This window comes from Ralstonia sp. NFACC01 (genome assembly GCF_900115545.1).
In the GTDB taxonomy this organism is placed as follows: domain Bacteria; phylum Pseudomonadota; class Gammaproteobacteria; order Burkholderiales; family Burkholderiaceae; genus Ralstonia; species Ralstonia mojiangensis.
On record NZ_FOWV01000004.1, the window covers coordinates 201494 to 215154 of the forward strand.

The 13661-nt window shown below is 64.0% G+C and carries 15 protein-coding genes; 6 read left to right on the forward strand and 9 right to left on the reverse strand.

Going from position 1 to position 13661, the window contains the following annotated elements:
* Nucleotides 1-4: 4 nt before the first annotated feature.
* The 4 genes from BM136_RS11935 to BM136_RS11950 form a co-directional block, all read right to left on the reverse strand.
* Nucleotides 5-1327 carry an MFS transporter gene (locus BM136_RS11935; RefSeq protein WP_092972037.1) on the reverse strand — a complete coding sequence of 441 codons (1323 nt, stop codon included), beginning with the start codon at nt 1325-1327 and terminating at the stop codon, nt 5-7.
* Between the two features lie 388 nt (nt 1328-1715).
* A complete protein-coding gene (locus BM136_RS11940; protein ID WP_092972038.1) occupies nt 1716-2009 on the reverse strand; it encodes a hypothetical protein in 294 nt (97 codons plus the stop codon).
* Between the two features lie 161 nt (nt 2010-2170).
* Nucleotides 2171-2425, reverse strand: coding sequence for a GlsB/YeaQ/YmgE family stress response membrane protein (locus BM136_RS11945; protein ID WP_004627540.1), 255 nt, complete (start codon nt 2423-2425; stop codon nt 2171-2173).
* 112 nt (nt 2426-2537) lie between these two features.
* Nucleotides 2538-4082 (reverse strand): methyl-accepting chemotaxis protein, encoded by a 1545-nt coding sequence (locus BM136_RS11950; protein WP_092972039.1) that lies wholly within the window; start codon nt 4080-4082, stop codon nt 2538-2540.
* 424 nt (nt 4083-4506) lie between these two features.
* Between BM136_RS11950 and BM136_RS11955 the strand changes: the two genes are divergently transcribed.
* The 4 genes from BM136_RS11955 (at nt 4507) to BM136_RS11970 (ending at nt 7879) form a co-directional block, all read left to right on the forward strand.
* Entirely contained in the window at nt 4507-5067 is a 561-nt protein-coding gene (locus BM136_RS11955; protein ID WP_045201721.1) for a GbsR/MarR family transcriptional regulator, read from the forward strand.
* 18 nt (nt 5068-5085) lie between these two features.
* A complete protein-coding gene (locus tag BM136_RS11960; RefSeq protein ID WP_092972040.1) occupies nt 5086-6459 on the forward strand; it encodes a cytochrome ubiquinol oxidase subunit I in 1374 nt (457 codons plus the stop codon).
* On the forward strand, nt 6456-7487 hold the full coding sequence (locus BM136_RS11965) for a cytochrome d ubiquinol oxidase subunit II (RefSeq protein WP_092972041.1): 1032 nt from the start codon (nt 6456-6458) through the stop codon (nt 7485-7487). Before BM136_RS11960 ends, BM136_RS11965 begins: the two co-directional genes overlap by 4 nt.
* Before the next feature lie 86 nt (nt 7488-7573).
* A complete protein-coding gene (locus BM136_RS11970; RefSeq protein ID WP_092972042.1) occupies nt 7574-7879 on the forward strand; it encodes an NIPSNAP family protein in 306 nt (101 codons plus the stop codon).
* A gap of 7 nt (nt 7880-7886) precedes the next feature.
* Here the strand turns inward: BM136_RS11970 and BM136_RS11975 are convergent, their stop codons facing one another.
* Complete coding sequence (locus BM136_RS11975) at nt 7887-9005, reverse strand: helix-turn-helix transcriptional regulator (RefSeq protein ID WP_092972043.1); 1119 nt, start codon at nt 9003-9005, stop codon at nt 7887-7889.
* Between the two features lie 252 nt (nt 9006-9257).
* Between BM136_RS11975 and BM136_RS11980 the strand changes: the two genes are divergently transcribed.
* On the forward strand, nt 9258-11360 hold the full coding sequence (locus BM136_RS11980) for a hypothetical protein (RefSeq protein ID WP_092972044.1): 2103 nt from the start codon (nt 9258-9260) through the stop codon (nt 11358-11360).
* Here the strand turns inward: BM136_RS11980 and BM136_RS25165 are convergent.
* From BM136_RS25165 to BM136_RS11995, 4 genes are all read right to left on the reverse strand, one after another.
* Nucleotides 11357-11671: a membrane dipeptidase gene (locus BM136_RS25165; protein ID WP_139219367.1), complete on the reverse strand. Its 315-nt coding sequence runs from the start codon at nt 11669-11671 to the stop codon at nt 11357-11359. The genes BM136_RS11980 and BM136_RS25165 overlap by 4 nt on opposite strands.
* Before the next feature lie 117 nt (nt 11672-11788).
* Entirely contained in the window at nt 11789-12091 is a 303-nt protein-coding gene (locus BM136_RS11990) for a hypothetical protein (RefSeq protein ID WP_092972045.1), read from the reverse strand.
* Nucleotides 12092-12234: 143 nt separating this feature from the next.
* The gene (locus tag BM136_RS25380) at nt 12235-12402 is read right to left on the reverse strand and encodes a hypothetical protein (protein ID WP_175537122.1); all 168 of its coding nucleotides are present in this window, start codon (nt 12400-12402) and stop codon (nt 12235-12237) included.
* A gap of 110 nt (nt 12403-12512) precedes the next feature.
* Nucleotides 12513-12974, reverse strand: coding sequence for a nucleoside deaminase (locus BM136_RS11995; RefSeq protein WP_092972046.1), 462 nt, complete (start codon nt 12972-12974; stop codon nt 12513-12515).
* A gap of 252 nt (nt 12975-13226) precedes the next feature.
* Here BM136_RS11995 and BM136_RS12000 point away from each other — a divergent pair, with 252 nt between their 5' ends.
* Nucleotides 13227-13658 carry a PGDYG domain-containing protein gene (locus BM136_RS12000; RefSeq protein WP_092972047.1) on the forward strand — a complete coding sequence of 144 codons (432 nt, stop codon included), beginning with the start codon at nt 13227-13229 and terminating at the stop codon, nt 13656-13658.
* Nucleotides 13659-13661: the final 3 nt, after the last annotated feature.

Genomic DNA, 13661 nt, shown 5'->3' on the forward strand with positions numbered 1-13661 from the left:
TCTTTCAGGCGTTGCCGGCGGCGGCCAGCGTGTTGTCGTACAGCGCTTGTTCGCGCGCCTTGTGTTCTGCCGAGAAACGCACGGCGATGGCGCAGATGGCCGACAGCGCCACCAGCACGCCGAGGATGGACAGCGTGGCCTGCGTATCGGCCATGCCCTTGAGCAGGAAGCCCGCCGCCACCGCGCCGGCGTTGCCGCCCGCGCCGATGATGCCGGCCACGCCGCCCAGCGCGCGGCGGTCAATGAAGGGCACCAGCGCATACGTCGCGCCGCACGCCATGTGCGTGAACAGGCCGAAACCGAGCATCGCGAGCACTGCCACCGTCACGCTTCCTGCATGGGCGAAACCGAACAGGCCCAGGCCCTCGCCCACCATCAGCACGCACAGCAGTTGAGTACGCGCATCCAGGCCGCGCTTGGCTGCCACGCGGTCCGACACGATGCCGCCCAGCGCGCGTGCAAACAGCGCCAGCAGACCGAAGCTCGCCGCAGCCATGCCCGCAGCCGAGAGCGACAGACCAAAGTGATCGACGTAATAGGTGGCGGCGATGTTGTGGATGAAGATTTCCACGCCAAAGCACGCGCCGTAGGTGATGAACAGCAGCCACACGCGATAGTTGCCAGCGGCCGCCACGAAGCTGCCCCAGCCGCCCTTTTTGCCGCCTTCGATGGTCTTGCCGGCGGCGCGCAGCGCGCTGAAATTGCCTTCCGGGCAGTCTTGCGTATAGCGCCAGTAGAGCGCCGCGACGATCAGCATCGCCACGCCCGGCACCACCATGGCAAGGCGCCAGCCCATGCTCTGCGTCACACCCATCATCACGATGGCGGTGAGCAGCAGCGGCATCGTGCCTTGTGCCACACCGCCGCCCGCATTGCCCCAGCCTGCAGCCGCCGCGTTGGCCGTGCCCACCACGTTGGGCGCGAACATGACCGACGTGTGGTACTGCGTGATGACGAAGCTCGCACCAATCGCGCCGATCGCCAGGCGGAAGAAGAGGAAGGTTTCGTAGCTTTGCGCGAGCGCCACGCCCAGCACCGGGATGGCGCCCAGCAGCAGCAAGCCGGTATAGGTCTTGCGCGGGCCGAAGCGGTCGCACAGCGGGCCGACAATCAGCCGCACCAGGATCGTCACCGCCACCGCGGCGATGTTGATGTTGGCGATCTGGCCGGGCGTGAGGTGGAACTCGCCCTTGAGCACCGGCATGAGCGGCGCACAGGCAAACCATGCGTAGAAACACACGAAGAACGCGAGCCACGTCAGATGGAAGGCGCGCATCTGCGGCGTACGCAGGCTGAACAGGTCGATTCGGGTGGCTTTGCCGGTCATGTTGAATCCCAATCAGGGGCCGAAAAAAAAAAGAAAGGCGTCCGAGAGCCCGGCTGCAGTAGCCGGGGTCTGGGACGCCGTTGTCCAAGTAGCCCTGAGCACCAGGGCCTTCACCACGAAGAGCACAGATCGCCTTTGACCCGCGCGATGGTGCTATGCAACAGGTATGCCAGGCGGGCAAAGCCTTGAGCTATCGCGGTTTGCAGGAGATTGAGGAGAAGTCGCCGCCCGCGCGTGCCTCATGCGGGAGCACCGCGCCGCACGGTTTCGGTGCAGATGCGATTCGCGATGGTGCGGCACAGCAAATGCGTGGGCCGCCACCAATGGCGACCGACACATCACGTGCATGACCGGTGGAAGGAGAAGCTGCCGGGATCCGTAACCGACGTCAGTAGCCGTGCGTCACGATCGACAGCACAGACAGATCCGGATGCGTGCCGTCAACAATGCTGCGCGCCACGTGCATGGCTTCCTCCATTGCCTCTTCGGGGCTGTGGAAGGTGTCGTCCCCGTCGGCATGAAAGGGCACGACGTGACCGGGCAACTGCGGATCGGCGCCAGGGTGGCACACGTAGCCGGTGTAGGTGTAGCGCGTGGAGTTTGCCCGCGTCGGGCTTGGCACAACGTGAATCTCGAACCCTTCGTAGAGTTCTTGCGGTGCGGTGGTGAGCTGGTCAGACATGGTGGCCTCGCTGGGTTAGCGTGTACCGGCCGCGCTGGTGCTTGTGGCGTGGCGCGACTGCCCTTGGTTCAACCAGTCTAGGTGATGAGGTGCATGTTGAAATCCGGCGGTTGGATGACATCCGCATCCACCGCCGTTCTTGGGTCTGGTGCTGCCTTGCGCTATGCGCGCTTGATCAGCCGAATGATGAACAGCAGGATCACCGCGCCGATCACCGCCGTGATGATCGAGCCGATCCACCCGCCGCCCAGCGAGATGCCCAGCACCCCCGCCAGCCATCCGCCGATGAACGCACCGACGATGCCGACCACGATGTCGACGAAGATGCCGAAACCGCCACCCTTGACCAGGATGCCGGCAAGCCAACCCGCCACCGCGCCGATGATCAACCAGGCAATCAAACCGTGTGAGGCCATGTTCGCGCTCCAAAGAATGTGCGTTTTGAGGGACGTTACCGCACAGGCATAGTAGGCGAAGACCGCACAATCGCGATGTGGCGCTCACTCGGTTTTTGCAATTGCATCGTGCTCAACGGAACACGTTGACCGCCTCCACCAGGCGTGTGGCCTGAATGCGCAAGCCCTCGGCCGCCGCCGCGCTCTGGCCAACCAGCGTGGCGTTCTCCTGCGTGACCTGATCCAGATGGTTGACCGCCTGGCTGACCTGCGTGATGCCGTCGGTCTGCTGCGCCGTCGCCAGGCTGATATCGGCGATCATGGCCGAGACCTTTTTGACCTGCTCGACGATGTCGTCCATGGTCTTGCCGGCATCGTCCACCAGCCGCGAGCCCGATTCAACCTTGTCGACACTGGTGCCGATCAGCTCCTTGATCTCCTTGGCTGCACCCGCGCTGCGCTGCGCAAGCGCACGCACCTCGCCTGCCACGACGGCAAAACCCCGACCTTGTTCGCCGGCGCGCGCGGCCTCCACGGCCGCATTGAGCGCCAGGATGTTGGTCTGGAAGGCAATGCTGTCGATCACGCCGATGATGTCGGCAATCTGCTTGGCACTCTGCGTGATGGCGCTCATGGTGGCCACGACCTGCTCCATGGCACGGCCGCCATTGACCGCCGCCTGCGTAGCCGCGCTCGACAACGTGTTCGCCTGCCCGGCCGTCTCGGCATTGCTCGCCACCGTGGCGGTCATCTGCGTCATGGAGCTGGAGGTTTCTTCCAGGCTCGCGGCGGCCTGCTCGGTGCGGGTGTTGATGTCGCCGTTGCCCTTGGCGATCTCCTGGCTGGCCGATTGCACGTTGATGACCTGCTCTGCCACGTCGTCGATCAACCAGCGGAACATCAGCCCGAGCTGGCTGATCGTGCGCAGCGTCATGCCGATCTCGTCCACGCGGTCTGCGATGGCGACTTTCCGGCTCTCGCCCGAGGCCACGCTCAGCGCAAGTTCCTGCAGTTTTTCGAGCGGCGTGGCGATCTGCACCTTCAATGACCACGAGGCAATCGCCAAAGCCACAAGCAACGCGCCGGCAAAACCGCCGAGCGCCGCGCCAGAGAGGCCGAACGCCCATCCTATTGCCAACAGCGCGGGCAGCAATGTGAGAAACGTGAGCCGAATGCGCCAGCGCACCGGCATCACCTGAAACACCGAACGCCAGGCCATCAGCCCGGTTCGCACGATCAGGCCCTTGTGAAACTTGCGGCTGCCCGCCTGGCCGGTGCGGAAATCTTTATAGAGCGCCTCGGCCGCCGCGATTTCTTCGCGCGTGGGCTTGGTGCGCACCGACATATAGCCGCTGGCCCGTCCGTTACGCACCACGGGCGTGGCGTTGGCACGCACCCAATAATGGTCGCCGTTCTTGCGACGGTTCTTAACCAGCGCCGTCCAGGGCTGCCCCGCCTTGAGCGTGGCCCACATATCGGCAAATGCCTCGGTTGGCATATCGGGGTGCCGCACGATGTTATGTGGCTGGCCTTCAATTTCTTCGCGGGAAAAACCGCTCACCTCCACAAACGCTGCATTCGCATAGGCGATGTAGCTCTGGGTGTCTGTGGTTGACATGAGCGTGGCGTTGTCCGGGAACTCGTATTCGCGCTGGGTGACAGGTTCGTTGACACGCATGGGGGATCTCCTTTGATGATTTACTTCGCAACGGATTATCGGCACATAACTGGATTTATTAAGACCCGATAACCTCGTTTTGCAACGCCCCGCAATTCAGCTGCCGTAGCAGATACTGCATTCTTGAAAATGATTCTTATCTGCCTTACCCGCCTTCTTTCTCGCCTCCGCCAGCAAAGCGATGCGGATTACTTCCGCACGCTGGCCTCGTAATACCTTATTTGCGTTAAATATTGTCAGATAAAAAAGATAAAAATCCCGATATTGAGGCACCAAACGTTTTATTGTGAGCTTTTCTCACACTTGAGGCACCTTCCGCATGCTGCCAACGCCCCACACGCCCCGCGACAGCGCGTCACATCCCAAGGGCGGAAAGGGGGGCTAAACTTTCAGAAATTCCTGAAAATTGAGAAAGATCAAAACAATGCAACTCTCCCCCTTGAAACAGCGGTTCGTTCTGCATTTCGGTGAGATGGGCAGCCGCTGGGGCATCAACCGCACCGTCGGGCAGATCTACGCCCTGCTCTACGCCGCGCGCGAGCCGATCAACGCGGACGAGATCGCCGAGGCGCTGGGCTTCTCCCGCTCAAACGTGAGCATTGGGCTAAAGGAGCTGGAGTCTTGGAAGCTCGTGCGGCTATCGCACAAGCCGGGTGACCGGCGCGAATACTTCTCCGCCCCGGACGACATCTGGACCATCTTCCGCACGCTGGCCGAGGAGCGCCGCAAGCGCGAGATCGATCCCACGCTCTCGTTGCTGCGCGACGTCATGCTCGAATCCCCCACCGATCCGGATGACCGACACGCTCAGGCGCGCATGAAGGAGATGTATCAGCTCATCACGCTCATGACCAACTGGTTTGACGACGTGCAGAAACTCGACGCCGAATCGTTGCAGCAACTCATGAAGATGGGCTCCAAGGTGCACAAGCTGCTGGAGATGAAGAACAAGCTTGCCGTGGTCGTTGGCGGCAAATCGAAGTAGCCCGTATCAAGAAAAACCATGTCGCTCGATCCCGTTGTCCTGGCGCGCATCCAGTTTGGCGCCAACATCACGTTTCACATCCTCTTTCCTACCATCAGCATCGCGCTTGCATGGGTGCTGCTGTTCTTCAAGCTGCGCTATCGCAAGACCGGTGACGAGGCCTGGATGGCCGCATATCGCCTTTGGGTAAAGGTCTTTGCATTGACGTTCGCGCTGGGCGTGGTGTCCGGCGTGACGATGAGTTTTCAGTTCGGCACGAACTGGCCGGGCTATATGAATACCGTCGGCAACATCGCCGGGCCATTGCTGGCGTATGAAGTGCTGACCGCGTTCTTTCTGGAGGCCAGCTTTCTCGGGATCATGCTGTTCGGCACAGGCCGCGTGAGCCCGCGCATCCATACATTCGCGACGTTCCTGGTTGCGCTGGGCACGACCATCTCGGTGTTCTGGATCATCGCGCTCAACTCTTGGATGCAGACACCCGCCGGCTACGTGATGATCGACGGTCGCGCACATCCGCAAAGCTGGCTGGCGATCATCTTCAACCCGTCGTTTCCATATCGGTTCACGCACATGCTGCTGGCCTCCGGCTTGACGGTGTCGTTCCTGCTGGCGGGCGTATCGGCCTACCGCTGGCTGCGCAACGACCGCGGAGGCGATGTGCGCGCCGCGCTCAAGACAGGCGTGGTGATCGCGGCGATGCTGATCCCGCTGCAGATTGCCGCCGGCGACGCGCACGGTCTCAACACACTGGAGCATCAACCGGCCAAGCTGGCCGCGATGGAAGGCATCTGGCAAACCGAACGCGGCGTGCCCGCCGTGCTGTTCGGCATTCCCGATGCGGCCTCGCACAGCAACCGCTACGAAATCGCGGTGCCGAAGTTGGCGTCGCTGTATCTCACGCATTCGCTCGACGGCGAGGTGCGGGGGCTCGATCAGTTCGACCAGCACCCGCCCGTGCTGCCGGTGTTCTTCGCCTTCCGCCTGATGGTCGGCGTGGGGCTGCTGATGCTGGCGGTGTCGTGGACAAGCGCCTGGCGCCTCCGCCGCCACGGAGAACTGCCGAACTGGCTGGCACGCGCCCTCGTTGCCATGACGTTCTCAGGCTGGGTGGCCGTAGTGGCCGGCTGGTACGTCACCGAGATCGGCCGGCAACCGTGGCTTGTCTACGGCGTGCTGACCACCGCGCAGGCTGCGTCGTCCGTGCCCGCGCGGATGATCGGCAGCACGCTGGCGATGTATCTCGCGCTGTACGCGTTCCTCATCGCCTCCTACATCGGCGTGGTGTTCTACCTGGCCCGCAAGGCCGGCGGCGCCATCGATCCGACGGATGCCGATATCCCCGGCAAGCACACCTCTCAATCTTCTGCGCCCCTCGCGAGCCACGCATGAGCACCATCCCTGACCTCACCCAACCCGCCGGCTGGCTGCCGGTGGTCTTCATGGCCCTGATGGGCATTGCCGTGCTCGCCTACGTCGTGCTCGACGGGTACGACCTGGGCGTCGGCATCCTGCTGCGCCGCGCGGATGACGCCGAGAAAGACACCATGATCGCTTCCATCGGCCCGTTCTGGGACGCCAACGAAACGTGGCTCGTGCTTGGTGTCGGGCTGTTGCTGGTGGCGTTTCCGGCCGCCCATGGCGAGATCCTGGGCGCGCTGTATCTGCCGGTGGCGCTGATGCTGTTCGGCCTCATCCTGCGCGGCGTGGCCTTCGACTTTCGGGTCAAGGCACGCGCGCACCACAAGCCGTGGTGGAACCGCGCGTTTTACGCCGGCTCGGTCATCGCCACCGCAGCGCAGGGTCTGATGCTCGGGCTGTACATCACGGGGTTCCAGTACGACGCGGCCAACGTTGTCTTTGCGATCTGCACGGCGGGCGGCCTGATTGCGGGCTACCTGCTGCTGGGCGCCACGTGGCTCATCATGAAGACGGAAGGTGCGCTGCAGCTGCGCGCGGTGCAATGGGCGCGCGGTAGCCTGTGGTTCACCGCGCTCGGCGTAGCCGCCGTGTCGCTGGCAACGCCGTGGGTCAGCACACGCGTGTTCGACAAGTGGTTTGCACTGCCGAACATCATCCTGCTGGCGCCCGTGCCGCTGGTGACCATCGTGCTGTTCCTGCTGATCGACTGGGTCCTGCGCCGCCTGCCCCAGCAGATTTCCAAGGGCGATGAACACCTGATCTGGGCGCCGTTCGTCGGTACCGGGGCCATCTTCCTGCTCGCCTTCAATGGCCTGGCCTACAGCCTCTTCCCGTATCTGGTGGTGGATCGGCTCGACATCTGGCAAGCCGCCAGCGCGCCGGAATCGCTTGAGTTCATGCTGGTGGGCGTGGCGATTGTGCTGCCGACCATCGTCGGCTACACGATCTACTCGTACAAGGTGTTCCACGGCAAGGCGACGGAGTTGCGCTATTACTGATACTGAACACGCCGCCCGCACACGGCATTGACCGGACTGCGGGCGGACGTTTAGGCTGGTGCGCTCCCGACCTCACCATACGCGCCATGATCACCTGCTACCTCCGCTACATCATCAACCCGGCACGGCTTGCCGAATTCGAAGCCTACGGAAAGATGTGGATTCCGCTGGTCGAAAAATTCGGCGGCCAGCACCACGGCTACTTTCTCCCATCGGAAGGGGCGAACAACGTTGCGCTGGCCTTGTTTTCGTTCCCGAGTCTGGCGACCTACGAGGTCTATCGCGAGCGCGCCAAGACCGACCCGGATTGCATGGCGGCCTTCCAGTACGCAGAAGACACCGGCTGCATCGTCAGCTACGAGCGCAGCTTCTTCCGACCGGTATTTTCCTGACAGCCGTCTAGCCTTGCGGCCTGCGCTGCGACAGCACCCACAGCATCGCGCCCACGGCCTCCGCCTGCGAGCGCGTGCAGGTCTTTTCAAAGATGGCCCGTAGCTGCGAACGCACGGTCGACATGGCGACGTTGGCGCTGGCCGCATATTCGTCAGGCGTCTTGCCGACGATCAGCGCTTCGCCCACCGCCGCCTCTGCCGCTGACAGACCGAACGCCTGGCGCAACTGCACGGCTGTCACCGGCGCCGCATCGCCCTTGCGCCGGGCCGTGACCAGCATGGCGGCATCCCCAAACGCGGCATGCGCGGCATTGGCGGGCAATTGCGAGATGCCAAGAAAGATCTCGTGTGGCGCCCCAAGCGCCGGCCGCACAGCGAAGCTCTCGCCCTTGCGTGACTTTGCCACCCGCGCCAGCGCGGCTTGCAGGCCATCGTTGTCGACAGCAAACGCGGCTGTCAGTCGGCCGTGCTCCAGCCGCAGGCAAGTCGATGCGCGCAGCAATGCTTCGGCTTGCACATTGGCAAAGAGCACGCGCTGGTCCCGCCCGAGCGCGAATACGGCCAGGCCAAGCTGCTCCATCAGTTCGGCGCCGAGTGCAGCATCGCGATGCAGCACGCGTGTATCCCGCCAGAGATTGATCGTGCGCTGCAGGTGGTCGGTCATGCCGGCCGCGTTGAAACGATCCTCGTCGGAAAATGGCGTCCGGCCGTGTGCCCGCAACATGCCGAGCAGGATGTCGCTGCTGCCGGGGCGCTCCAGGCGCACGCCCATCAGGTAACGGAAGCCCGCCGGAATCTGGTAGTCCTGGAAGAACTCGCTGCGCTCAACATATGCATCGGACAGGTAATCCTGGCAGAAGGCAAACTCGCGCACACCCGCACGTTCGACAAAACCGCGGCGAGGGTCCAGTGCGCCGTAGTACCTGTCATACAGCCCGATGGTGTCGTCCAGCCCCCGCTTCGGGGAGTAGACCGAAAGTTGAGGCGCATTGCGCACGGTGTCCCAACTGAACATGTGGAACAGGTCGGCACCAAGCGATTCGGTCACGCCCTGGAACACGTCCAGAAACCCTTCCTGCGTTACCGCAGCTTCGTACAGATCACCGATGAGCTGGTCTTTGAGCACGCGTCCCTCCCCCGAAGGATGGCTGTCTGGCCTTGGCGTCTGCCATGCTCACCCCGGGAAAACTGGGTGGCGGCGGACATGTTATGCGTGCAAACGTAGCACGTGTGCGTATCCGTCAACATCGTTCATTTGGCGACGCTTTCCTCCAAATGAATGATGCGGACGCTTGGGGCGCGCTTCGAGAATCTCCGTGCCGAATAACGGAATAACGGCGTCGCACGCACGGCGCACCCACGATCCAGGGAGGACTCCATGAAACTCACCCCCATTTCCATCGCACTCGCCACGCTTGCGCTGTCGGCTTGCGGCGGCGGCGATTCCGGCAGCAGCGCCAGCACAGCGCCCGGCACCACCGTTCCGGCAGCACAGACCGTCAGCGGCGTCGCTGCCACGGGTGCAGCCATGCAAGGCGCCACAGTCACGCTGATGGATGCGAGCGGCAAGTCGGTCGACTGCCCCGCTAACGCCACTACGGGCGCCTTCCAGTGCACGGTCACGGGCCTTGCCGCGCCGTTCGTGCTGTCGGCGGCCGGCAACGTTGCCGATTCGCAAGCCACGCTGATCGCGCTGTCTGCCAGTGCCGGCACGCAGACGATCAACATCACGCCCATCACCAACGCCATTGCAGCCACCATCGTGGGCGACAACCCGAGCAAGCTCCTGGGCAATACGGGCCTGCTGCAAAGCAAGGTGACCGCGCAGACCGTCTCCAGCACCGTCGCCGCCTATGCCGCCGCGCTGGCCGACCTGCTGGCCGCCACCGGCAACACGGGGGCGGACCTGATCTCGGGCCCGTTGACTGCAGGCGCGCCGGGGCTGGACCGCCTGCTCGACCAGTTGAAGGTGAACGTGCTGCCGGACGGCAGCGTGCAGATCAGCTCCGTGGCCGGCGCGTCGAGCGATACGCCCGCGCAGCTGCAACTCGCGCCAGGCGTAGCGCCCCAGCCCAGCGACAAGGCGAGCCTGCCCAGCGTGGCGACCATCAATGGCAACCCCGTCTCCAACCTGCCGACCGCCTCGGACCTGGCTGCGCTGCAAACTGCGCTGAACCAATGCTTTGCCGGCTCCACGGGTGCGGCGCGCACGGGCGGCAGCGTGCCGGTTTGCGGCCAAATCTTCGTGGATGACGTGGCCAACGGCGCGCTCATCAACGGCGTGCCGTCGGCCTACCTGAACAACGGCATGACGGCCGACCAGGAATTCGGGCCGGCATCAGGCGGGGGCAACCCAGGCCTGTTCGCCGATGATGCGATGAACAACGCCAGCTTCAGCCTGCCGGAGATCATCCGCGTGGCGTCCAACAGCGGTGACACGCTGTGGGTCAAGCTCGCCTGGACCCGCGCCGACGGACTTCGCGACGGCATGCAGCAGCATGTGCAAGTGGCGGTACAACCTGCCTCTCGCGCCCGCGGCGACAACGGCTGGCGCATCGTCGGCAATCAGCGCGCGGTGCTCACGAAAGTCAACGCCAACGCGCAGAAGTGGGATTGGCTGAACAGCGCCACCGCAATGACGGGCACCAACGCGTTTGTCGATTCGATCAACATGCAGGTGGGCGTAGTGGATGCCGCTGGCACGCCCGTCGACTTTGCGATTGTTACCGGCCCCGGCCTGCGCAATGGCGTGTTCCTGCAGCCGTCGTCAGGCACGTGCGACACACTCAACATCCGCGCCCAGGTTGGCGCGAGCCAGACGGCAGCACAGCTTGCCTTGCTGGCCAAGCAAAGCTCCTGCCGCAATAACTTCCGCCTGGCAGGTGTGGCCCAAGACCCGGCCAACCAGGGCAGCTTCACATGGCCCGGAGATGCACCGCGCAACAACACGGCATGGGCCAAGCCGCAACTGACGGCATCGGAGCTGGCGACCATCACGCCGTTCAGCGCCTACACGATCGCCATCTATCAGGGCGGTGTCACGAGCCAGCCGTCCAAGACGTACACGGTGCGGCTGCGCACGCCGTCGCCCTCGCCTGATGCGCTGCGCCAATACACGTGGCAGGACATCTCACAGGCCACGCGCGACATCCTCACTCCGGGTACGGGATCGACGTTTGCAGGCGGCGCCACGCTGCCCGTCACGTGGACGACCAAGGCGGGCGTGCCCTTCGTGAAGCGCGTTAACGTGCAGATCCGTTCCACGATGTCGGGCCAGTCGACGGTGTTCGTGAACGGGGTGGGCCGCGCCTCACCGGCAGCGCCCGGGACCACGCTCACCGTGAATGTGGCGGGTGATCAGGGTGTGGCCTTCCCCGCCGTGACGGGCTGGACGGGCGCGCAGGACATGTCGTTCACTAACATGTCGTGGGCCGACCCGCTGGATCTGAACTTCACCACGTCGGTCGAGTACGACCGCTAACACGCAGGACCGCAGGGCACACACGGGGAAGTGCGGTGATCGGGCCCGCAAGGCGTCATGGCTGGCGCCCTGCGGGCCACGATCAACCCACCGTCGCCTCGAACACGCGCCGGCAACTGCGCATTGCTGGTGAACACCGGCGGCCGGATAAAACCGAGCATGTCGGTGCCCAGCCCCACGTGCGCCACGCCGACCACGTCGGCCATGCGCTTGATGCCCAGCGCCATGGCATCGAGATTGGGAAAATCGGCCGCTTCGGGCCACACGCCAATCACGCCGCCAGTGTCCGCCACCGCGCGCGCATGCGGCATTGACCGGACGGCGGGCGGACGTCTAGGCTGGCGCGCTAACCCACCCGCATGCACGCGCCACGATCTTTTACTACGTCCGCGCCATCATCGGCCGGGCGCCGCTGCCCGGTTCCAAGCCTACCAATCGACCTCAATGTTGGCATTGGTGGCGTTGTTCACGATGTTGTTGATCTGCGTCCAGACGGCGCGGTCGTAGTCATCTCGGTCGGTGTGCTCGACACGCATGATGGCGGGGCCGTTGGAGTAGAAGTGTCCGAGCAGATCGCGGAGTCCGCGCTCGTTCAGCCGAATACCGACGATGAAACGCTGATCACTCAGGGCGATGGGCGCAGCGTACGTCTGCAGATTGGTATGCAGGCTGCCGGCCGAGACGTTGTTCTGGATGAATTCCAGTTGATAGATGCGCAATGCTTGGGGCATGGTGGGCTCCGCAAAGAGTGAAAGAAATGCCCCCGACAGACAGCAAACCGCAGAGGGCGAGACCACTCTATGGGCGCCATCGCTTCTGCCCTATAGCGCTTGCGTACCACGCGTTGGCCCGTGAGAAAGAGCACGGGCCCCGATCAACCCACCGTCGCCTCGAACACACGCCGGTAGTTGCCGCCCAGAATCTGGCCGGTCTCGACTGACGGGTCAGCGTCCAGCGGCATCGCCCAGCCTTCCATGTCGGCAACGGTGTCGTGCAGCGCGTCAGCCTCGCGCGTGGCGATGAGGGACCAATCGATAAGCATGCGCATCCCGCAAAATTGAGCTGCGGTATTGTGCGCGCGATCGGTCCATCGCTCTATCGCCGTTGCTTACACGCCCCTACAAAGCATGACGATTTTGACGTTCATGGCGCTCACCCCCAGAAGCCGATGTGCGATTGCGCGGCTTCGTCTTCGATAAGCGGACCGTGCACGTCGATGTGGCGCTGACCGCGTACAAACACCTCCCGGCATGGCAGCGAGAACGTCGGGTTCTCGGGGTGGTCGCCGGTGAGCGTCAGCAGGTGGTGCTCAGACAGCGCATAGACCACGCGGCCGATGTTGCACCAGTAGATGGCGCCCGAGCACATGCAGCAAGGTTCGGCACTGGTGTACAGCGTGCAGCGCGCGAGCTGCTCGGGCGACAGGACCTTGGCCGCTGCCGCCGCGGCAGCCAGCTCGGCATGCTGCGTGGGGTCGCCTTCGGGCGGCATCGAGTTGTTGCCAGCGGTGGCGATCACGTTACCGCGCTCATCGGCCACCAGCGCGCCGAACGGATGGCGGCCGCGCTTGCGCGCGTCGTCGGCCACCGCAATCGCCTGGCGTAACAGTGCCATGTCGAGTTCGGTCAGTTGGGATGGCGTGTGGGGCTCAGGTGCGGTCACGATGAAATCCTTGGCATGAGAATCGACGAAAGACGCGGGGGCAATTCAGCGGATGCGCGGCCTGGGAGGCTCCGGGCTGCCCGGCACGCCACAAGATGCTGGAAAGTAACCGCAACGGCAATCCCACCACGCTGTAACCATGCCATTTGCGCTACGCTTACGGCCTTTCGCTTGCCCTCGCCTTCATCGCTTTTGCGTCACCTCATGCCCACGCTGCAACACGTCGACCTGCGCACGGACCCCGCCGCCCGCCCCTTCGTCAAGGACGAGACCGTCCACGTCGACTTTGCCGCAGAAGCCGGCGAGCTGATGAGCCTGGAAGGCCCCAACCGCTACGCCCCCGGCGATGCGCTGATCACCGGCTCCACAGGCGACCGCTGGGTGGTCTCGCGCGAACGTTTCGATACGAAATACGTTCCCACCGATGCATCGCTCGCGCATGGGCAGGCCGGCGCCTATCGCAACCGCCCCAGCGTGGTGCTAGCCAGGCAGATGAGCGAAGCGTTCTCGATGGCGCGCTCCGAAGCCGGCGATGTGTTGCACGGCCAGGCCGGTGACTGGGTGCTCCAATACGCCCCGGGTGACTACGGCGTCGTGCAGGCGCAGCGCTTCGCCAAGGTCTACCGCCCGGCCTGAAGC

What these genes read in the sequence shown, in the direction of transcription:
- BM136_RS25380 (WP_175537122.1), bottom strand. Translation starts at nt 12,402, where the DNA reads ATGCTTATCGATTGGTCCCTCATCGCCACGCGCGAGGCTGACGCGCTG.
- BM136_RS11955 (WP_045201721.1), top strand. Translation starts at nt 4,507, where the DNA reads ATGCAACTCTCCCCCTTGAAACAGCGGTTCGTTCTGCATTTCGGTGAG.
- BM136_RS11940 (WP_092972038.1), bottom strand. Translation starts at nt 2,009, where the DNA reads ATGTCTGACCAGCTCACCACCGCACCGCAAGAACTCTACGAAGGGTTC.
- BM136_RS25165 (WP_139219367.1), bottom strand. Translation starts at nt 11,671, where the DNA reads ATGCCGCATGCGCGCGCGGTGGCGGACACTGGCGGCGTGATTGGCGTG.
- BM136_RS11980 (WP_092972044.1), top strand. Translation starts at nt 9,258, where the DNA reads ATGAAACTCACCCCCATTTCCATCGCACTCGCCACGCTTGCGCTGTCG.
- BM136_RS11965 (WP_092972041.1), top strand. Translation starts at nt 6,456, where the DNA reads ATGAGCACCATCCCTGACCTCACCCAACCCGCCGGCTGGCTGCCGGTG.
- BM136_RS12000 (WP_092972047.1), top strand. Translation starts at nt 13,227, where the DNA reads ATGCCCACGCTGCAACACGTCGACCTGCGCACGGACCCCGCCGCCCGC.
- BM136_RS11945 (WP_004627540.1), bottom strand. Translation starts at nt 2,425, where the DNA reads ATGGCCTCACACGGTTTGATTGCCTGGTTGATCATCGGCGCGGTGGCG.
- BM136_RS11990 (WP_092972045.1), bottom strand. Translation starts at nt 12,091, where the DNA reads ATGCCCCAAGCATTGCGCATCTATCAACTGGAATTCATCCAGAACAAC.
- BM136_RS11970 (WP_092972042.1), top strand. Translation starts at nt 7,574, where the DNA reads ATGATCACCTGCTACCTCCGCTACATCATCAACCCGGCACGGCTTGCC.
- BM136_RS11995 (WP_092972046.1), bottom strand. Translation starts at nt 12,974, where the DNA reads ATGGCACTGTTACGCCAGGCGATTGCGGTGGCCGACGACGCGCGCAAG.
- BM136_RS11935 (WP_092972037.1), bottom strand. Translation starts at nt 1,327, where the DNA reads ATGACCGGCAAAGCCACCCGAATCGACCTGTTCAGCCTGCGTACGCCG.
- BM136_RS11950 (WP_092972039.1), bottom strand. Translation starts at nt 4,082, where the DNA reads ATGCGTGTCAACGAACCTGTCACCCAGCGCGAATACGAGTTCCCGGAC.
- BM136_RS11960 (WP_092972040.1), top strand. Translation starts at nt 5,086, where the DNA reads ATGTCGCTCGATCCCGTTGTCCTGGCGCGCATCCAGTTTGGCGCCAAC.